The 18,145-nt window shown below is 65.3% G+C and carries 17 protein-coding genes and 3 pseudogenes; 12 read left to right on the top strand and 8 right to left on the bottom strand.

Annotation, left to right across the window (positions count from 1 at the left end):
• Positions 1 to 30: 30 nt before the first annotated feature.
• From BLV97_RS07750 to BLV97_RS07720, 7 genes are all read left to right on the top strand, one after another.
• Positions 31 to 1,272 (top strand): urea ABC transporter substrate-binding protein, encoded by a 1,242-nt coding sequence (locus tag BLV97_RS07750; protein WP_035844554.1) that lies wholly within the window; start codon positions 31 to 33, stop codon positions 1,270 to 1,272.
• A 115-nt stretch (positions 1,273 to 1,387) separates the two neighbouring features.
• Complete coding sequence (locus tag BLV97_RS07745; RefSeq protein WP_035844559.1) at positions 1,388 to 2,254, top strand: branched-chain amino acid ABC transporter permease; 867 nt, start codon at positions 1,388 to 1,390, stop codon at positions 2,252 to 2,254.
• On the top strand, positions 2,254 to 3,309 hold the full coding sequence (locus BLV97_RS07740) for an ABC transporter permease subunit (RefSeq protein ID WP_035844560.1): 1,056 nt from the start codon (positions 2,254 to 2,256) through the stop codon (positions 3,307 to 3,309). The genes BLV97_RS07745 and BLV97_RS07740 overlap by 1 nt, the downstream gene beginning before the upstream one ends.
• A 1-nt stretch (position 3,310) precedes the next feature.
• A complete protein-coding gene (locus tag BLV97_RS07735) occupies positions 3,311 to 4,039 on the top strand; it encodes an ATP-binding cassette domain-containing protein (protein WP_035844562.1) in 729 nt (242 codons plus the stop codon).
• A complete protein-coding gene (locus BLV97_RS21560) occupies positions 4,036 to 4,737 on the top strand; it encodes an ABC transporter ATP-binding protein (RefSeq protein WP_035844563.1) in 702 nt (233 codons plus the stop codon). The genes BLV97_RS07735 and BLV97_RS21560 overlap by 4 nt, the downstream gene beginning before the upstream one ends.
• 75 nt (positions 4,738 to 4,812) lie before the next feature.
• Entirely contained in the window at positions 4,813 to 6,327 is a 1,515-nt protein-coding gene (locus BLV97_RS07725) for an amidase (RefSeq protein ID WP_035844565.1), read from the top strand.
• Positions 6,328 to 6,422: 95 nt separating this feature from the next.
• Positions 6,423 to 6,722: a putative quinol monooxygenase gene (locus BLV97_RS07720; protein WP_035844566.1), complete on the top strand. Its 300-nt coding sequence runs from the start codon at positions 6,423 to 6,425 to the stop codon at positions 6,720 to 6,722.
• Positions 6,723 to 6,726: 4 nt separating this feature from the next.
• On the opposite strand, the gene BLV97_RS07715 is transcribed toward BLV97_RS07720, so the two are convergent.
• Positions 6,727 to 7,551 carry an HTD2 family dehydratase gene (locus BLV97_RS07715; RefSeq protein WP_035844568.1) on the bottom strand — a complete coding sequence of 275 codons (825 nt, stop codon included), beginning with the start codon at positions 7,549 to 7,551 and terminating at the stop codon, positions 6,727 to 6,729.
• A gap of 21 nt (positions 7,552 to 7,572) precedes the next feature.
• The gene (locus BLV97_RS07710; protein ID WP_244520995.1) at positions 7,573 to 8,736 is read right to left on the bottom strand and encodes an acyl-CoA dehydrogenase family protein; all 1,164 of its coding nucleotides are present in this window, start codon (positions 8,734 to 8,736) and stop codon (positions 7,573 to 7,575) included.
• Positions 8,737 to 9,042: 306 nt separating this feature from the next.
• Here BLV97_RS07710 and BLV97_RS07705 point away from each other — a divergent pair.
• Both BLV97_RS07705 and BLV97_RS21775 read left to right on the top strand, forming a co-directional pair.
• A pseudogene (locus BLV97_RS07705) lies at positions 9,043 to 9,645 on the top strand (CoA transferase); the annotation flags it as partial.
• A gap of 97 nt (positions 9,646 to 9,742) precedes the next feature.
• Positions 9,743 to 9,928: a hypothetical protein gene (locus BLV97_RS21775; RefSeq protein ID WP_280138178.1), complete on the top strand. Its 186-nt coding sequence runs from the start codon at positions 9,743 to 9,745 to the stop codon at positions 9,926 to 9,928.
• Here the strand turns inward: BLV97_RS21775 and BLV97_RS07700 are convergent.
• Positions 9,909 to 10,199 (bottom strand): annotated as a pseudogene (locus BLV97_RS07700) (integrase core domain-containing protein); the annotation flags it as partial. The gene BLV97_RS21775 and the pseudogene BLV97_RS07700 sit on opposite strands and share 20 nt — an antisense overlap.
• A gap of 136 nt (positions 10,200 to 10,335) precedes the next feature.
• On the opposite strand from BLV97_RS07700, the gene BLV97_RS07695 reads away from it, so the two are divergent.
• Positions 10,336 to 11,619, top strand: a complete 1,284-nt coding sequence (locus tag BLV97_RS07695) for an IS110 family RNA-guided transposase (RefSeq protein WP_035844572.1) — start codon at positions 10,336 to 10,338, stop codon at positions 11,617 to 11,619.
• 214 nt (positions 11,620 to 11,833) lie between these two features.
• On the opposite strand, the pseudogene BLV97_RS07690 reads toward BLV97_RS07695, so the two are convergent.
• From BLV97_RS07690 to ectA, 5 genes and pseudogenes are all read right to left on the bottom strand, one after another.
• Positions 11,834 to 12,721: pseudogene (locus BLV97_RS07690) on the bottom strand (transposase); the annotation flags it as partial.
• A 466-nt stretch (positions 12,722 to 13,187) separates the two neighbouring features.
• Positions 13,188 to 14,615, bottom strand: coding sequence for an aspartate kinase (locus BLV97_RS07685; RefSeq protein ID WP_035844573.1), 1,428 nt, complete (start codon positions 14,613 to 14,615; stop codon positions 13,188 to 13,190).
• A gap of 3 nt (positions 14,616 to 14,618) precedes the next feature.
• Positions 14,619 to 15,017 (bottom strand): ectoine synthase, encoded by a 399-nt coding sequence (locus BLV97_RS07680; RefSeq protein WP_092164005.1) that lies wholly within the window; start codon positions 15,015 to 15,017, stop codon positions 14,619 to 14,621.
• 4 nt (positions 15,018 to 15,021) lie between these two features.
• On the bottom strand, positions 15,022 to 16,311 hold the full coding sequence (gene ectB / locus BLV97_RS07675; RefSeq protein WP_035844577.1) for a diaminobutyrate--2-oxoglutarate transaminase: 1,290 nt from the start codon (positions 16,309 to 16,311) through the stop codon (positions 15,022 to 15,024).
• A 59-nt stretch (positions 16,312 to 16,370) separates the two neighbouring features.
• Positions 16,371 to 16,904 carry a diaminobutyrate acetyltransferase gene (gene ectA / locus BLV97_RS07670; RefSeq protein ID WP_244520990.1) on the bottom strand — a complete coding sequence of 178 codons (534 nt, stop codon included), beginning with the start codon at positions 16,902 to 16,904 and terminating at the stop codon, positions 16,371 to 16,373.
• A gap of 261 nt (positions 16,905 to 17,165) precedes the next feature.
• On the opposite strand from ectA, the gene BLV97_RS07665 reads away from it, so the two are divergent.
• Together BLV97_RS07665 and BLV97_RS07660 are read left to right on the top strand one after the other, a co-directional pair.
• Positions 17,166 to 17,672: a MarR family winged helix-turn-helix transcriptional regulator gene (locus BLV97_RS07665; RefSeq protein WP_035844582.1), complete on the top strand. Its 507-nt coding sequence runs from the start codon at positions 17,166 to 17,168 to the stop codon at positions 17,670 to 17,672.
• A gap of 281 nt (positions 17,673 to 17,953) precedes the next feature.
• The coding region (locus BLV97_RS07660; RefSeq protein ID WP_143037501.1) for an FAD-dependent oxidoreductase at positions 17,954 to 18,145 on the top strand (192 nt) is incomplete at its 3' end.

Genomic DNA, 18,145 nt, shown 5'->3' with positions numbered 1-18,145 from the left:
TCATGGAATTCTGGCTCAGGAGACCATGAAATGAAGCTGTCGCGTCGTAATTTCATCAAGCAATCCACTGTCCTTTCGGCCACCGCGCTGACCGCGCCGGTGGTGTTCCGGCAATCGGCCTTTGCCTCGGACAAGCCGATCCTTCTGGGCAGCCTGCTGGATCTTTCGGGGGGCCTGGCGGCCTCGGGCGTGCCGATGAAATATGCCCTGGAACTGGCCGTCGAAGAAATCAACGCCGGCGGCGGCCTGATCGGCCGGCCGGTCAAGATCGTCGGCTACGATACCCAGTCGAACATCCAGCTTTATTCGCAATACGCCCAGCAGCTGGCGCTGAAGGACCGCGTCGACGTGGTTCATGGCGGCATCACTTCCGCCTCGCGCGAGGCGATCCGCCCCACCTTCGACCGCTTCCGCATCCTCTATTTCTACAACGTGCTCTACGAGGGCGGCGTGTGCGACCGCAACACCTTCTGCACCGGCACCACGCCAGCGCAGACGGTGCAAAAGCTGGTGCCCTACGCGATGGATCACGCCAAGGGCAAGACCGCCTACATCATCGCGGCCGATTACAACTACGGCCAGATCACCGCCAAGTGGATGACCAAATACGTCCAGGACAACGGCGGCAAGGTGCTGGAAACCGACTTCTTCCCGCTCGATGTCACCAACTTCGGCTCGGCCATCTCGAAGATCCAGGCGGCCAAGCCCGATCTGCTGCTGTCGGCGCTGGTGGGCGGTAACCACACCGCATTTTACCGGCAGTGGCAATCGGCCGGCATGAAGGGCCAGATCCCGATCGCCTCGACCACCTTCGGCCTGGTGAACGAGCCCGAGACCCTGGCCCCCGATGTCAGTAACGGCATCGTCGGCGCCTATGGCTATTTCCAGGAACTCGACACGCCCGCCAGCAAGAAATTCGTGGCCGACATCAAGAAGGCCCACCCCGACACCCCCTATATATCCGAGCTGGCCTCGGCCACCTACGAGGGCGTGAACCTGTGGGCCGAGGGCGTGCGCAAGGCGGGGTCGATCGACCGCATGAAGGTGATCGAGGCACTGGAATCGGGGATTTCCTTCGACGGGCCCAGCGGCAAGGTCAGCCTGGATCACGCCACCCATCACACCACCCGCAACGCCTATCTCGCCAAGGTCGAGGACAAGAAGTGGGATGTGCTGGAAACCTACAAGAACGTCGCGCCGTCGGACACCGCAAGTGTCTGCAACCTGATCAAGAACCCCAACGACAACAAGCAATACGTCATCAAGCTGTAAACGGCGCAAGCCAAGCGGCGGCCCCGGGGTTCGGGGCCGCCCAATCCCGCCCGAGCAGCCCGCCGCGGCCGGGGCGGACCGAAGCGGGGACATGCGCGGGCAAGGGGCACCGACGATGGATATCTACCTGATACTTGGGCTGAACGCGTTGAATGGCGTGGCCTCTCTTTTCCTGCTTTGCGTGGGGCTGGCGATCATCTTCGGGATGATGAAGATCGTGAATCTTGCGCATGGCGAATTCATCATGCTGGGCGCCTATGCCACCGTGGTCTCGACCAACGCCGGGGTGAACATCTGGATCTCGATGCTGGTGATCTCTCCGGTCTTCGTCGGTGTCGCCGGGCTGGTGATCGAGCGGCTGCTGATCCGGCATCTCTATGGTCGGCTGATCGATTCCATGCTGGCCACATGGGGGCTGAGCCTGTTGATCACCGGGATCGTCACCACGATCTTCGGCAACACGATCAAGGGCGTGCAGACGCCACTGGGCGGGTTCTCGGTCGGGCAATACAGTTCGAGCTACTATAACCTGTTCATCGCGGCGATGGCGGTGGTGGTGATGGCCATCGTCTTTGCGGTGATGCGCTTTACCCGCTTCGGGCTGATCGCGCGGGCCACGATGCAGAACCCGGGGATGTCGGCGGCGCTGGGGATCAACCCGGATCGTGTCTACATGCTGACCTTCGCCGCGGGCGCCGCGCTGACGGGGCTTGCCGGCGGGCTGATCGCGCCGGTCGCAGGCATCACCCCGGGCATGGGCGCGGCCTATGTCGCCAAGGCCTTCATCACCGTGGTGGGCGGTGGCGCCTCGATCATCAGCGGAACGATCTCGGCCGCGTCGCTGTTCGGCACGATCGACCAGATCGGATCCTATCTGACAACGCCGGTCTACGGGCAGGTCATCGTCTTCACCACGGCGATCGTGCTGATCCGCCTGCTGCCCCAGGGGATCTCGGGGCGCTTCTTCAAGGGGCAATTGTAATGACCGCGAAGACCGCCCTTGGGCTGCAACTGGCCGCGCTGGCGATCGTGATCGTGGCGATCGCGCTGGTGCCGGGCTATGTGCAGATCTTCACCGTGATGCAGCTGACGCTGTTTGCCTCGATGGCGGTGCTGGCGCTGTCGCTGGCCTTCATCTGGGGCTTCGGCGGGATCCTGTCCTTCGGCCAGACCGCCTTTTTCGGCCTGGGCGCCTATGCCTATGCGGTGACGGCGGTGAACTTCCAGGATTCCACCCCCGCGATCGTGATGGCGGTGCTGGTGCCGTCGCTGTTTGCCGCGATGCTGGGGTACTTCACCTTCTATGGCCGGATCTCGGACGTCTATTTCGGTGTGATCACCCTGACCGTCACGCTGATCCTGTTCAACGTGGCGAACTCGACCTCCGGGCAGGAATACCATATCGGCAGCGCCCAGCTGGGCGGCTTCAACGGGATGCCCGCCGTGCCGACCTTCAACATGCCCTTCAACCCACAGGCGCCGCTTTACCCCGAACAGGGCTGGTATGTCACCGCCGGCGCGCTGGTCGCGGTCTATTGTCTGCTGCGGGTGATCCTGGCAGGCGGGTTCGGGCGCGTCGTCGTGGCGGTGAAAGAGAACGAAACCCGCGCCTCGCTGCTGGGCTACGATCCGCGGCTGATCAAGCTTCTGGCCTTCACCATCGGCGGCGCGATCGCGGGGCTGGCGGGCGCGCTTTACGTCAACTGGGGCGCCTTCGTCAGCCCCAACGTGTTCAGCCTGTCGCTGTCGGCGCAGATCATCATCTGGGTCACCGTGGGCGGCCTCGGCACGCTGCTGGGGCCGGTGATCGGCGCGGTGCTGATCGAATACATCATCTCTTCGATCGGTTCCCAGCAGGTGGTGAACGCGAACCTGGTGCTGGGCGCGGTGCTGCTGATCTTCGTGCTGATGCTGCCCAGGGGCCTGGTGCCGACGCTGCGCCACCTGGCGCGCGAGGCGCTGCACCGCGCCCGCCGCCCCGCCGCGCCGCAACCCGATACGACCGTGCCGCCGGCCCAACCCCTGGGGAGCAAGTGACATGACCGATCCCGTCCCCCTGATCGAGACCGAGCACCTGACCATGCGCTTCGGCGGCGTCGTCGCCAATGACGACATCACCTTCCGCCTGCGAGAGATGGAGCTGCGCTGCCTGATCGGCCCCAACGGCGCCGGCAAGAGCACCTTCTTCAAATCGCTCACCGGCCAGCAGATCCCGACCTCGGGCACGATCCGGTTCCGCGGCCAGGAGATCGCCGGCAAGCTGCCGCATCAGATCGCGCGCATGGGCATCGGCATCAAGACGCAGGTGCCCAATGTCTTCAACGGCCTCTCCGTGCGCGAACATTTCTGGCTGGCGGCGCGGCGCAAGTCGATGCCGAAGGAATTGCTGCGCAGTGTGGACGAGATCCTCGAACTCACCCGTCTGACGGATGTGGCCGAAAGCATCGTCGGCACGCTGTCGCACGGCCAGCGCCAATGGGTCGAGATCGGCACCGTGCTGGCGGCGAAGCCGGAACTGATCCTGCTGGACGAACCCGCCGCCGGCATGACGGATGAGGAAACCTACCGCACCGCCCAGATCATCCACGATATCAACCGCACCCGCGCGATCGTGGTGGTGGAACATGACATGGAATTCATCCGCCAGATCGCCAAGACGGTCACCGTGTTCCATCGTGGCCGCGTGCTGATGGAAGACAGCGTCGAGGCCGTGCTTGCCGACCCGCGGGTGCGTGACATCTATCTGGGCAAGAAGGTGGCGGCATGAATACCCTGCTGGAGGTAAGCGACCTGCGCGCGGGCTACGGGCGGATCCCGATCCTGGCCGGCGTGACGATGACCATGGCCGAGGGCGAATATCTTGGCATCCTGGGCCACAACGGCATGGGCAAGACCACGCTTCTGCGCAGCCTGATGGGGCAGTTGCCGGCCACCGGTGGCCGCGTCGCCTTTCTGGGCACCGACATCACCCGCAAGCGCGCGCATGAACGGGCGCGAATGGGCATCGGGCTGGTGCCGCAGGGGCGAGAGATCTTCCCCGACCTCTCGGTCCACGACAACCTGCGCATGGGTCTGGCCGCCGCGCGGTCCGAGGACCTTTCGGTGATCGAGGCTGTGCTGGAGGATTTCCCCCGCCTCACCCCGCTGCTCGATCGCCGCGGCGGCGCGCTTTCGGGCGGCGAGCAGCAGCTTCTGGCGCTGGCGCGGTGTCTGTGCACCAAGCCGAAGCTGGTGCTGCTGGACGAGCCGACCGAAGGCATCCAGCCGTCGATCATCGAGGAAATGATCGAGACGCTGCTGGCGCTGAAAAAACGCTGGAGCCTGTCGCTGGTGGCGGTCGAGCAGAACCTCGAATTCATCACCTCGCTCTCCGACCGGATCCTGAAGATCCAGAAGGGGCGCATCACCGGCGAGGCCGGACGCGAGGAACTTCTCTCGGGGCAGGCCGGCATGGGCGCAATCTGACCCTGCGGCGCCCGGCGCCTGACCCGACCGAAAATTCGACCTGAAGCAACCTAGATCCATTAGGAAGGATATCCCATGTCCATTACCCGTCCAACCGTTGACGATGTCGTTGCCCTGGCACAGTCGCTGCATCTGCACATGTCGCACGAGGAAGCCGCCGAATATCATGCCCTGATGGGCGGCATGTTCGACATGTACGACGTGATCGACGAACTGCCCAACCCGATGCCGGCGGTCACCTATCCGCGCACCCCGGGCGCCAAGCCCGCCCCCGCCGACAACCCCTACAACGCCTGGGCCTGCAAGAGCGAAGTCAAGGGCGCGCCCGAGGGCAAGCTTGCCGGAAAGACCGTGGTGCTGAAGGACAACGTGGCGCTGGCGGGCGTGCCGATGATGAACGGCTCGACCACGCTGGAAGGCTTCGTCCCCTCCGCCGACGCCACCATCGTGACACGCATGCTGGATGCGGGCGCCACCATCCTGGGCAAGGCGACGTGTGAGCATTTCTGCCTGTCGGGCGGCAGCCACACCTCGGATCCGGCGCCGGTGCACAACCCGCGCAAGATGGGCTATTCGGCGGGCGGGTCGTCCTCGGGCAGCGCGGCGCTGGTGGCGGCGGGTGAGGTCGACATGGCGATCGGCGGCGATCAGGGCGGCTCGATCCGCATTCCCGCGTCCTATTGCGGGATCTACGGCATGAAGCCCACGCATGGCCTGGTGCCCTACACCGGCGTGATGCCGATCGAGAACACCATCGACCACACCGGCCCGATGACCGCGACCGTGGCCGACAACGCCCTGCTGTTGGAGGTGATCGCCGGCGCCGACGGTCTGGACCCGCGCCAATACGCGCCCCAGACCGCGCCCTATACCGAGGCGCTGTCGAAGGGCGCGAAGGGCCTGAAGATCGGCATGCTGAAGGAAGGGTTCGAGCTGCCCAACATGCAGCCCGGCGTGGCCGACAAGGTGCGCGCGGGGGCCCAGATGCTGGCCGACGAGGGCGCCTCGGTCTCTGAGGTGTCGCTGCCCGAGCATCTGATCGCGCTGGCGGCGTGGAACCCGATCACGCTGGAAGGTTTCACCGCCCAGATGATGCATGGCAACGGCATGGGCTTCAACTGGAAGGGCCAGTATGACGTGGGCCTGCTGGATGCCCATGCGACCTGGCGCGAGAAGGCCGATGATCTGTCGCAGACGCTGAAGATCTGCATGCTGGTCGGCCAATGGGGGCTGTCGCACTATCGCGGCCGCTACTACGCCAAGTCGCGCAACGTGGCGATCCAGGCCAAGGCCGCCTATGATGCGCTGTTCGGGCAGTATGATCTGCTGTTGATGCCCACCCTGCCCTGCGTCGCCACCAAGCTGCCGGAGAAGGACGCGCCGCTGGAAGAGATCATCATGCGCGCCTTCGAGATGACCAACGCCACCAGCCCCTTCGACGTGACCGGCCATCCGGCGATGTCGGTGCCTTGCGGCCTGTCCGACGGGCTGCCGGTGGGCTTGATGCTGGTCGGGCGCGACTATGCCGAGGCCACGATCTATCAGGCCGCCGCCGCCTTCGAGGCCCTCGGCGACTGGACCAAGTTCTGATCCCTTCCGGCTGCCCGGCCCGCCCGGGCAGCCGTTCCCGCCCCTGCCCCCCGACCTCGCCCCCTGACCCCGCCCCCCTGACAAGGAAGCGCGTCATGCTGACGATTACCGCCGTGATCCGCGCCCGCGAGGGCACGCAGGACGTGATGCGCCGGGCGCTTCTGGACGTGGCCGCGCATGTGCAGGCGCACGAGCCGGGCACCCTGGGGTTCCACATTTCGCAGGATGTGGACGATCCCTGCCTATTTACCACCTATGAACGCTTCACCGATCGCGCGGCGATGGATCTGCACAACGGATCCGACGCGGTCGCGCGGTTCTTCGGCATCGCCAAGCTGATCCTCGACGACAAGGTGGTGCTGGTCACCGCCAGGGAAATCTCGGCCAAGGGCTGAGCCGCTAGCGCGCGCGGGCCTGCATGGTCACCGCGTCGGCCCCCAGATCGCGCACCCGCAGTTCCAGCCCCTCCGCGTCCGCGCGCGCCTCGACCGCCGCCGGACGGTCGCAGATCAGCGGCGTCAGCCCGCGATAGGTGAATTCGGTGGGCAGCCGCCCCAGCAGATGGGTCGCCAGCACCTGCATCCAGGTCGCCTGCAGCGGCCCGTGCACGACCAGCCCGCCATAGCCTTCCACCCCGGTCGCATAGGGCAGGTCGTAATGGATGCGGTGGCCGTTGAAGCTGGCCGCCGAATAGCGCAGCAGCAGCGTAGCGTCGGGGGTGACCTGCACCGCCTCGGCCCCGGGCCAGGGTGCGGCCTTCGGTGGCGCGGGCGGCGGCGGGGCGCCGGGGCCCGGGTCCCCGCGGTAGACGATATCGTGGCGTTCCTCGATGCGGGTCTTTCCCGCGACCTCATAGCGGTGGGTGAGCGCGACGAAGGCCAGCCGCCCGCTGCGCCCCTGCTTGAAGCTGATATCGGTGATCTCGGTGCGGCGGGTCACGTCGCAGCCCACCGCAAGCGCGCCGTGATAGGCGATGCGCCCGCCCGCCCACATCCGACGCGGCAAGCCCGGAGCGGGCAGGAAAAGGCCCAGCTTCGGGTGCCCGTCACGGCCCAGATCGCGCGCCGGGTAGATTTCGGGCGCCAGGCACCAGTGCAGGCCCGGCATCAGATCGTGGCCGCCGCGGATCGCCTCGGTCGTCACCCGGTATTCGCGCGCCAACCGCTCGGTCACCAGATCATGCGCCTCACGCTTGCGGCCGAGCCAATCGTTCAGGTCGTCCATGCCTCCCCCCATCGCGGCGCCTCAGAAAGAGCGTGGCAGGCCCAGCACATGCTCGGCCAGATAGCTCAGGATCAGGTTGGTCGAGATCGGCGCCACCTGATAGAGGCGGGTCTCGCGGAACTTGCGCTCGATATCGTATTCCTCGGCGAAGCCAAAGCCGCCATGGATCTGCAGGCAGGCATTGGCGGCCTCCCACGAGGCATCGGCGGCCAAGAGTTTCGCCATGTTCGCCTGCGCGCCGCAATCTTCGCCCGCGTCGAACCGGCGACTGGCCTCGAACCGCATCAGGCTGGCGGCCTCGACGTTGACATAGGCGCGCGCCAGCGGGAACTGCACCCCCTGGTTCTGGCCGATGGGGCGGTCGAAGACCACGCGTTCGCCGGCATAGGCGCGGGCGCGTTCGATGAACCAGTAGCCGTCGCCGATGCATTCGGCCGCGATCAGCGTGCGCTCGGCATTCAGCCCGTCGAGGATGTAGCGAAAGCCGCGCCCCTCTTCCCCGATCAGGTTCTCGGCCGGGATTTCCAGATCCTCGAAGAACACCTCGAAGGTCTCGTGGCCCACCATGTTGCGGATCGGGCGGATCTCCATCCCATGCCCGAGGGCGTGTTGCAGATCGACGATGAAGACCGACATGCCGTGGGACTTGCGCGCGACCTGTTCGATCGGCGTGGTGCGGGCCAGCAGGATCATCAGGTCGGAATGGGCGATGCGGCTGATCCATACCTTCTGGCCGTTGACGATGTAGCGATCGCCCCGGCGCCGGGCCACGGTCTTCAGCTTTGTCGTGTCGGTGCCGGTGGTGGGTTCGGTCACCGCCATGCTTTGCAGACGCAATTCGCCGGCGGCGATGCCCGGCAGGTAGCGGCGCTTCTGTTCGTCCGAGCCGTGCCGCAAGAGCGTGCCCATGTTGTACATCTGGCCGTGGCAATGGCCCGCATTGCCGCCGCCGCGATTGATTTCCTCCATCACGATCGAGGCTTCGGTGAGGCCGAGGCCGGAGCCGCCGAATTCCTCGGGGATCATCGCGGCGAGCCAGCCGTCGCGGGTGAGCGCGGCGATGAATTCCTCGGGGTAGGTGCCGGCGGCGGCGTGGTCGCGGTGGTAGCTGTCGGGGAACCCGGCGCAGAGCGCGCGCAGGGCTGCGCGCAAGTCGTCGTGGTCGGTGCTGGCGCTGGTGGGCAGGGGCATCAGGGGATCGCTCCGGGCTTGGGCGTGCGGTGGGGGCGTGCGGGGCGAGGCTAACCGCTGGCCGCGGCGAGGGAAAGGCGGGATCCGGCGGTGGGGGCGCTGCCCCCTGCACCCCCGGCGTATTTTCGGAACAATGAAAGCAGATGTGCCCCCTGTGTCGGGTCCGAAGACCCCACATGGGTCCGGGAGGTGCCCCCTCGGGGGCGGCGCCGTAGCACCTGCGCGGCTTTGGGTGCCTATTTCCCTGGCCCCGCCCACCGTGCCAGGGTGACACGCGGGGCCAAGCGGAGAGGCGGCGCCATGACCAGCGATCTGGAAGGTGTTCTCGTCGTTTCGATCGAACAGGCGGTGGCGGCGCCCTATCTGCCGGCGCGGCTGGCCGAGGCCGGGGCGCGGGTGATCAAGATCGAGCGCGAAGAGGGCGACTTCGCCCGCCGCTACGATCAGGCCGTACTGGGCCAGAGCGCCCATTTCGTCTGGCTCAACCGCGGCAAGGAATCCGTCTGTCTTGATCTGCGCGCGCCCGGGGACCGGGCCGTGCTGGAGGCGATGCTGGCGCGTGCCGACGTGTTCATCCAGAACCTCGCGCCCGGTCCGATCGAGCGGCTGGGGTTCGCGCAGGGGCAGCTTCGGGCCACCTATCCGCGGCCGATCACGGCATGGATTTCGGGCTATGGCGACGAGGGCCCCTACCGCGACCTCGAGGCCTATGACCTGTTGGTACAGGCCGAGGTGGGGCTTTCGGCGATTACCGGCAATGCCGCCGGGCCGGCCCGCGTGGGCGTGTCGGTCGCCGATATCGCCTGTAGCATGACCGTGTATCAGGCGGTGTCGCGGGCGCTGATCGGGCGGCAGGCGACCGGGCGCGGGCGCCATGTCGCGGTCAGCCTGTTCCATGCGCTGGCCGACTGGATGAACGTGCCCTATCTGCAGCATGTCTATGGCGGCGTGACCCGGGCGCCTTGCCGTCCTCAGCCATCCCACCATCGCGCCTTATGGCGTGTTTCAGTCCGCGGATGGCGCCTCGGTCCCGCTGTCGATCCAGAACGAGCGCGAATGGCACCGGTTCTGCGCCGAAATCCAGGATCACGCCGATCTGGCCGCAGACGCGCGCTTCGCTGCTCTCCATCGTTGGCCCGCCGGAAGCCGGAATTTCCCGGCTCTGATCACGATGACGGGCTGGTGACGCCATCGGGATAATGCTTGTCGATCGGGACGTTGTAACCGATCGCGCTGTGGGGCCGAACTTCGTTGTAGTATCTGCGCCAATCCTCCAGCTTTTCGCGGGCGTCGGCAAGGCTCATGAACCAGTGAGCGTTCAGACATTCCGCCCGAAGCTTGCTGTTGAATGCCTCGATGAACCCGTTGTCCGTCGGTTTCCCGGGCCGTGAGAAGTCCGGAATGACGTCGTTGGCATAGGCCCAGAGATCGAGATCCCGGGAGATGAACTCGGTCCCGTAGCACATCAGGAAGCCGGCTGTTTTTTGAAGGTTGTGGCCGCGCGCGGAGCCCTCCCATCGCGCAGCGGGCGGCCATAACCGGGCTTGGGTCTCTATGGTGGTTTTGGGAACCACACCACAGAGGAGACCGGCCATGACCAAGGTTCAGCATACTGCGGATGCCCGTGTTCTGGTAGGCATCGACATTTCCAAACACCGCCACGAGGTGCTGATTGCCGCCCCCGGCAAGCGGCGCCGGCGGCGATTGACCATCACGAACACCGTGGACGATATCGACCGTCTGATTGCCTTGCTCGGAGATTACAACTCTCCGGTGCAGATAGGCTTCGAGGCCACCGGCAACTATCATCGGGCGCTGATGTATCGGCTCGGCGCCGTGGGGTTCGATCTCAAGCTCGTCTCCTCGATCGCGATGGCGCGGACCCGTGAAGCCCTGCACAACAGCTGGGACAAGAACGATCCGAAGGACGCCCAGGTCATCCTCCACAGGCTGCAGATCGGGGCCACCCAGATATTCCTGGACCCTCTGCGTGCCGGCACCAACGACATTCAGGAATTGTCGAAGACGCATGAGGTCGTCTCGCGTGCCAAGACGGAACTGTGGCACCGGATCCAGGGGCACTCCCTGCCGCTCTACTTTCCCGAGGCGACACGTTTCCACCGCAACTCGCGCAGCGACTGGTTCCTGGCCTTTCTTGAGATGTTCCCGTCGCCGCATCTGATCGCCGCGATGGACAAGGAGGCCTTCATCGCCGCCGCCTGGCAGGTGGTCGGGCGGAAGGTCTCCAAAACTGCCCTCATCTCGGACATTTACGAGACCGCACGCGGCTCGGTCGGCCTGCCGGTCGCGGAAGATTCCGATGCCTTGCGCATGTTCCGGATGGTGCTCGCCGAAGGGCGCAGCCTGATCCGCCAGCGCAAGGCGATCGAGGACTGTGCCACCGAGCTGCTCGGCGATCACCCTGACTGCCGGCTGCTCACCTCTGTTCCGGGCATCGGGCCGATCAACGCGCTGACGATCCTGGCCGAGGCCGGGGATCTGCGCCGCTTTCCCCACCATCGCCAGTTCCTGAAGTTCTGCGGCATGGATCTCGCCACGGTCCAGTCCGGCATGTTCCGCGGCCAGAGCCGGATCTCGAAGTATGGCAATGCCCGGCTGCGGTGCACGCTCTGGACGGCCGGCCAGACCGCCGTGCTCCAGCGCACCAACAGCTTCCGAGACAAGTTCGAGCGCTATATCGCACAGGATCGCCACAACCCGCATCTCAGGCGCAAGGCCTACACGGCTGTCGCAGCCAAGATGGCCCGAACCATTCACGCCGTGATCAAGTCCGGCGCCCCTTATCGCCCCTTCTTCGAAGGGGTGAGCCCAGGCGGAAGGACCCCTCTCTGTCGTGCCGTGGAGGCAGTCCGCTGACCTCGTAGATAATGTTCGGGCCTTTCGCTTGGGAATTCGGATCTCGTCTTGAGGACGGTGAGGGCCGCGCTCAGGCCGACCCTGTGTTTGCTATGGGAGAGACCACTTCTTGACGGCGAAGCCCGCCTGGGCAACCATCTTCAGGGTGTCCGACAAATCGGATGCCCCGTGACCCAAGGCCAAAAACGGCAAATTCTTCCCGACGTAGGACGTTGTCGACCCGGATGATCTTCGGGTGGCCGATGCAGGCACACACGCGCTCAAGGGTCTGGACGACGTCCTCGCCGCGGTAGGTGAAGCGGGGATCGACCGCCGGGGAGAACCGCGAATGGGTGTCGACGATAGTGAGGATGCGCAGCTTCTTGCCCGTGGCGAGCTGATCGTGGACGAAATCCATGGCCCGGACGTCATTCGGTCCGGCCGCTTCCTGGCGGTCTTCCCGCAGCTTCGCTTTCACCCTGCGCTTCGGATGCTTGTTTCTGAGCTGTAGTCCCAACTCGTTGTAAACCCTGCGGGTCTTCTTCATGTTGATCGTCCATCCTTCCCATCGAAGCAGGATGTGGACGCGCCGGTAGTCATACCGCACGCGTGTCTCGCAAATCTCTCTGATCCGTCTTTCGACGGCCGCCTGATCGGTGCGGCGGAACTTGTAGTGGAACGTGGAGGTATCGAACCGCAGGGCCCCACAAGCCCCGCGGATCGACACCCCCCAATCAATGCACATCCCGCGAACCAGCTCGCGCATCCGGCGAGGCGTCAGAGCTTTCGGCGAATGACTTCCTGCAACATCTCCCGGTCGAGCGGCAGGTCCGGGGCGATCTTCTTCAGCCGCGCATTCTCATCCTCGAGCGCCTTCAATCGCCGCGTCTCGTCAGGCAGCAACCCGCCATACCGCTTCTTCCAGCTGAAATAGGTCGACTGGCTGATCCCGTTGTGCGCTACGATTTTGTGCGCTACGATTGATCCACCGGATCAATCGCTTAACGCTTCAACTGCGGCAGATCTCCGCAACCGGCGTGCCTTCCTCGCCCTGCTTCAGGATAAACGCCTTCTGTTCACTCAGGCTTGCGCGGCCCCACTGGGGCCACGGTCCCTCGCTCATCCGTGAACTTCGATACCTTCATGCAAATCCGCTCCTTTCCCAGCCAGGAAAACGTAACGGAAAACTCCAGCTTCAGGCGGTCCAGTTCTCACGGGGGCAGAGCAGCGCTTCGCCACCAACACCGACCGCGTGCGCCACTGCAAGTCGCTTGACGCCATTGTCCGCGGCACTTCTGGAACGGCTGCGCGCCGCCGGCATCGCCTGCGGTCGGGTCAGCACGCTCGGCGATCTGGCGCGCCATCCGCAGTTGCGCCTGACAGAGGCCGACACGCCCGGCGGGCGGATCCGCCTGCTGGCCCCCGGGGCGGCGGCGGACGGAGAGACGCCCACATTCGGCCCGGTGCCCGCCCTGGGCGCCGACAGCGCGCGGGTGCGGGCCGAATTCGGGCCGGGCGGGGAAAAGGCCAAGGGCTGCCCCCCCCGCGCGCCCCCCCAGGGCCACCGGCGCAGGCAAGAGCCCCGGCGCTCAGGCCGCCTTCAGCGCCACGCGCGGCTGTTCCACCAGCGCCCGGTGCAGCGCGATGATCACCGTGCGCAGGGCCTCGCGGTCGACGATGAACTGCACGTCCACGTTGCGCGGCCCCTGGCTGGCACCGATCGCCTCGGCCCCGGCGCCGGCGATCGCCTGCAGCCCGCGCGTCAGGGCCGATAGCCCGGACAGATCGCGCCCTACGACGGAAGCCATCGACACCGCGCGCGAACTGATCTGGGCCGAGGGGTAAAGTGCTTCCAGATCCTTCTCGACCCGGCGCAGGATCTTCAGCGAGACGTCCACGTAGTGGGTGATCGTGTTGGCATTCGACACTTTCGACACGATCCGCACCGCGTGCCGCGTCAGCACATCGAGGATCGCCGCGTCATAGCCCTTCACCCCCACCATGTCCTGTTCGAACAATTCCAGCGCATAAAGATCCAGCCCGGTCACGATCTCGACCGCCGGCGCCTCGGGCGGGCTGTCGTCGATCAAGGTGCCCGGGTCGTCGGGCTCGAAGGCGTTGGTCACGCGCAAGGGCACGCAGGCCTGGCGCAGGGTCTTGGCGGCCTTGGGGTGGATCGCCTCCATCCCGAGGTTCGACAGCTGGTCGGCCACGTCATAATTGGTGCGCTCCAGCTTGCGCACCGCATGCTGACCCACCAGCGCCGGATCGGCCGAGGAGAGGTGAAATTCCTTGTGGATGATCGCCTCGCGCGCGCCGGTCAGCGCCGCCAGCCGCGAGAAGGTGACCTCGGAATAGCCCCGATCATATTCGCGCATCAACCCTTCGGCGCATTGCGCGTAGCCGGTGACGATCGGCATCTCGGCCGCCGGGTCGATGCCCTCCATCGCCTGAAGGATACGGTCGTCGAGGCCGACCTCGCCCTGATCCTGCCAGCCCGAGAGATCGACGAAGCGCGCATTCACCCCGGCGCGTTGCAACAGCAGCGTGGTGACAAAGGCCGAATGGGCCTCGCCCAGGCCCGACAGCAATTCGCGGGTCTGGGCCATATGTTCCGACAGGCGGAAATGGCCGTAGGAACACAGTCTTTGCAAGTCGATCAGGCAGTTGCGCGCACCCAGCAGGCGGTCGCGCAGGAAGGCGTCGGCCTGTTCGATATCACCGGCATGGTCGAGCGCGCGGTGATGCGCCTCGGTCATCGCCTCGGCCACGCGGTCCAGCCGGTCGTGCCACTGGTGATCGCCGCCGGCACCGGCACCGGCAAAAGCGGCGAAGACGCCCGGCTCTCCGGTTTTCTTATGCTCCAGCAATAGGTTAGTGATCCCGCCGAAGGCCGACACCACGAAGATCCGGCCATAGACGTCAGCGCCCGTCCGCCCCCCCAGGATCAGCGTGTCGCGCAATTCGTCGATGCGCGACATCGAGGTCCCGCCGATCTTTTCGACTGTATGGGCCATGGTTCAGGCGTTTTCTACCGCAGGCGCGTAAGAGCCGTCTTCGCGGTGCACCTCGGTGCCGGTGACCGGCGGGTTGAAGCAGCACGCCATCACCAGTTCTTCCTCGGCGCGCACGGTGTGGCGGTCATGCTGGTCCAGCGCATACATCACGCCGGGCTTGATCTCATGCGTCTCGCCGGTGGCCAGATCGGTGATCGAGCCCTTGCCCTGCATGCAGTAGACGCTCTCATAATGGTGCTTGTAGTGGAAGGTATGCTCGGATCCGGCCTCGAGGAAGGTGACGTGGAAGGAAAAGCCCATCCCGTCCTCGGCCAGCAGCATGCGCACCGAGCTCCAGTGTGCATCGCTGACGACACGGCCGCGCTCATTCTCGATGATCTTGTTGAAATCGCGTACAATCATGGGCTTACTCCGCAGCAATCTGGGCCTGATTGGCCAGGGCTTCGCGCGTGGCATCGCGCAGGATGTCAAAACCCTTGCGGAAGGTGGCCTCTGGCGTGGTCAGCGGCGCAAGGACCTTGACGACCTGATCCTCGCTGCCCGAGGTCTCGATCACAAGGCCCTTCTGGAAGGCGCGCGCGCAGATGTCCGCGGCCAGCGCGCCCGCGCCCACGTCGACCCCCTGCATCAGTCCGCGGCCCTTCAGCTTCGCTTCGGGCACCATCTTCGCGATGTTCGACAGCGCGCCGCCGATCAGCTCGGCCTTCTCTTCCAGCTTTTTCTGAAACTTGCCGTCGGCCCAGAATTTCTCGATCGCGACGCGGGCGGTGACGAAGGCATGGGTATTGCCGCGGAAGGTGCCGTTATGCTCGGCCGGGCCGAAGACGTCGTATTCCGGCTTCACCAGCACCAGCGCCATCGGCAGCCCGAACCCCGAGATGGATTTCGCCATCGTCACGATATCGGGCATCACGCCCATCTCCTCGAACGAGAAGAAGCGCCCGGTGCGGCCGCAACCGGCCTGGATGTCGTCGACGATCAGCAATGCGCCATGTTCGTGCGCCAGTTCGGCCACGCGTTGCACCCATTCGGGGCGCGCGGCGTTCAGCCCGCCCTCGCCCTGCACTGTCTCGAGGATGATCGCGGCGGGCGCGTCGACGCCGCTGGAGCGATCGGCAAGCATCGCCTCCAGGAACCGCGTGGTATCGCAATCGCGCCCCATGAAGCCGTCATAGGGCATCCGCGTCACACCGTTCAGCGTGGTCCCCGCCCCGCCGCGGTGATAGCCGTTGCCGGTGGCCGCCAGCGCACCCAGCGTGACGCCGTGGAAGCCGTTGGTGAAGGCTATGATGTTGGTGCGGCCGGTGACCTTGCGGGCGATCTTCATCGCCGCCTCGACCGCGTTGGCGCCGGTCGGGCCGGTGAACATCACCTTGTGATCCATGCCGCGCGGCCCCAGGATGTGGCGATCGAGCGCCTCCAGCAGGTCGGCCTTCACATCGGTGTGCAGATCCAGCCCATGGGCGATGCCGTCGCCGGCGATATGCTCGACCAGAGCGGCCTTCATGTCGGGATCGTTATGGCCGTAGTTCAGCGACGAGCATCCGGCCAGGAAATCGATCCAGCTGCGTCCGTCGCTGCCTTGCAATTCGGAGCCGCGGGCCTGGGTGAAACGCTCGGGCATGCTGCGGCAGTATGACCGCGCAGCGCTTTCGCGCTGCTCGAAAATATCGTTGGGAATCACGTCCTTGGGCATGAGACGTCCTTTCAGGGGAAAGCTGCTTTCCGGGGGGGGGGCGGCGGGGGGCCGGTCGATCATGCGGCGCGCGCGACCGCTCCGGTCTCTGGCAACGCGATGGTCACCATGTGTTCGGTGTCGTGACGACCGTCGAAATGGCGGTCGCTTTCGAAATGCGGCGCCTCGTCCAGTGCGCCACCGATCGCGCGGGTGAGGCTGCGAAACAGCGACCAGGAGGCGGCGTTGTCCGCAGTGATCGTGGTCTTCAGCGCGCTGGCGCCGTCACAGGCGTCGCGCTCTAGCAATTCGAGCAGCATCTTCTTGCCCAGACCCAGGCCACGCGCACTGGGGCAGACCGCGACCTGCCAGACGAACAGCGCGTCCTCGGCCGGGATCATGTGCCCCGACACCCAGCCCACGATGCGGCCATCGCGTTCCGCCACCACGCAGGTGTCGCGGAAATGTTCGGCCTGAACCAGGTTGCAATACATCGAATTCACGTCAAGCGGCGCGCAGCGCTTCACCAGCGCCCAGATATCGGATCCATCCGTCGGCCGCGGCTTGCGCAGGCGCAGGGTCTGAGGTCGGGGCGTGTCGCTGGTTTGGGGCATGCTCGCGCTCATAGGTCGTTTCGTTCGGCTACCTAAGTACTTCACGGAATCAAAAATTTCAACCCCGCATCATATTTTGGCTGTTTTCAGCCTATTTTCTAAATTTTTCCCTAAGATATTCTAAACATTCCAGCAGGCTGACCGCGGAACACTTGGACAGCCTAACCACTTTCAATCCCGCGACAGAAGGGAATCGCAACTTCTGCGCGACTCTGATGCCGGCTGTTGAAGGGGTTTTCCCATTCGTGCGATACTGCCGGGATGAGCACCGAAAATCGCCTGGACGACAGCCTGATCGCGTTGCGCAGAATCCTGCGCGCGACCGAGCTTTATGCCCGCGACCTGGCCCAGGCGGCGGGGCTGACGCCGGCGCAGCTGCGCGTGCTGCAGATCGTCAATGGCCGCGACAGCGCCACACCGAAGACGCTGGCACGCGAGATGGGGGTAAGCCAGGCGACCGTCACCTCCCTGGTCGACAAGCTGGTGGCGCGCGGGCTGGTGACGCGGCTGCCATCAAAGATCGACCGGCGCCAGACGGATGTGGTGATCACCCCGGACGGACATCGCACCATGACCGAGGCCCCCGACGCGCTGCAGCAACGCTATGTGCGCGCCTTCGTCCGCCTGGCGGATTGGGAGCAGGCACAACTGGTGTCTTCGCTGGAGCGCGTCGCGGGGATGCTGAACGCCGAGACCATCGACGCCTCGCCCGTTCTGACGATGGGCGACATCCACCCCGGCAAGAAATCCCCGCCGACCGGTTCCTGACCCTCGCCCTGACGGCGCGACATCGGCGCGGCACCCGCCCGCCTCCATCGCACTCGGACCGCAGCGCGCCGATTCCCTCCCCCGTCACGCCACCAAAACGTCACGCAAACCAATCATAAGCACATTTTTGTGCGTTATGCGGTTTCGCTTATATCGCGTACGTGATCAATTTTTACCGTAAATTCAGCGGACTTGCCAACAACCGAACAGAAACGAACACAAAACTTGACATACCGCGCAGTTTTGTCGTCCGATGCGCTCGGGGGAGGCTCGTTCGAACGATGCGGGACGCTCGATTCAACACGGTGTTCGACATTTTCGTGATCGGCGGCGGGATCAACGGCTGCGGGATCGCGCGGGATGCGTCGGGCCGGGGGTTGAGCGTGTGCCTGGCCGAGCAGGACGATCTTGCCCAGGCGACCTCGTCGAAATCGACCAAGCTGTTCCACGGCGGGCTGCGCTATCTGGAATAT

It is taken from the genome of Allgaiera indica (assembly GCF_900106675.1).
In the GTDB taxonomy this organism is placed as follows: Bacteria; Pseudomonadota; Alphaproteobacteria; order Rhodobacterales; family Rhodobacteraceae; genus Acidimangrovimonas; species Acidimangrovimonas indica.
Note: the sequence above shows the minus strand (reverse complement) of the source record. Positions and strands in the feature narration are given on the sequence as shown.

Bases quoted from the DNA above. Each gene is read 5' to 3' on its own strand.
- BLV97_RS07750 (WP_035844554.1), top strand. From the start codon at position 31: ATGAAGCTGTCGCGTCGTAATTTCATCAAGCAATCCACTGTCCTTTCG.
- BLV97_RS07745 (WP_035844559.1), top strand. From the start codon at position 1,388: ATGGATATCTACCTGATACTTGGGCTGAACGCGTTGAATGGCGTGGCC.
- BLV97_RS07740 (WP_035844560.1), top strand. From the start codon at position 2,254: ATGACCGCGAAGACCGCCCTTGGGCTGCAACTGGCCGCGCTGGCGATC.
- BLV97_RS07735 (WP_035844562.1), top strand. From the start codon at position 3,311: ATGACCGATCCCGTCCCCCTGATCGAGACCGAGCACCTGACCATGCGC.
- BLV97_RS21560 (WP_035844563.1), top strand. From the start codon at position 4,036: ATGAATACCCTGCTGGAGGTAAGCGACCTGCGCGCGGGCTACGGGCGG.
- BLV97_RS07725 (WP_035844565.1), top strand. From the start codon at position 4,813: ATGTCCATTACCCGTCCAACCGTTGACGATGTCGTTGCCCTGGCACAG.
- BLV97_RS07720 (WP_035844566.1), top strand. From the start codon at position 6,423: ATGCTGACGATTACCGCCGTGATCCGCGCCCGCGAGGGCACGCAGGAC.
- BLV97_RS07715 (WP_035844568.1), bottom strand. From the start codon at position 7,551: ATGGACGACCTGAACGATTGGCTCGGCCGCAAGCGTGAGGCGCATGAT.
- BLV97_RS07695 (WP_035844572.1), top strand. From the start codon at position 10,336: ATGACCAAGGTTCAGCATACTGCGGATGCCCGTGTTCTGGTAGGCATC.
- BLV97_RS07685 (WP_035844573.1), bottom strand. From the start codon at position 14,615: ATGGCCCATACAGTCGAAAAGATCGGCGGGACCTCGATGTCGCGCATC.
- BLV97_RS07680 (WP_092164005.1), bottom strand. From the start codon at position 15,017: ATGATTGTACGCGATTTCAACAAGATCATCGAGAATGAGCGCGGCCGT.
- ectB (WP_035844577.1), bottom strand. From the start codon at position 16,311: ATGCCCAAGGACGTGATTCCCAACGATATTTTCGAGCAGCGCGAAAGC.
- ectA (WP_244520990.1), bottom strand. From the start codon at position 16,904: ATGCCCCAAACCAGCGACACGCCCCGACCTCAGACCCTGCGCCTGCGC.
- BLV97_RS07665 (WP_035844582.1), top strand. From the start codon at position 17,166: ATGAGCACCGAAAATCGCCTGGACGACAGCCTGATCGCGTTGCGCAGA.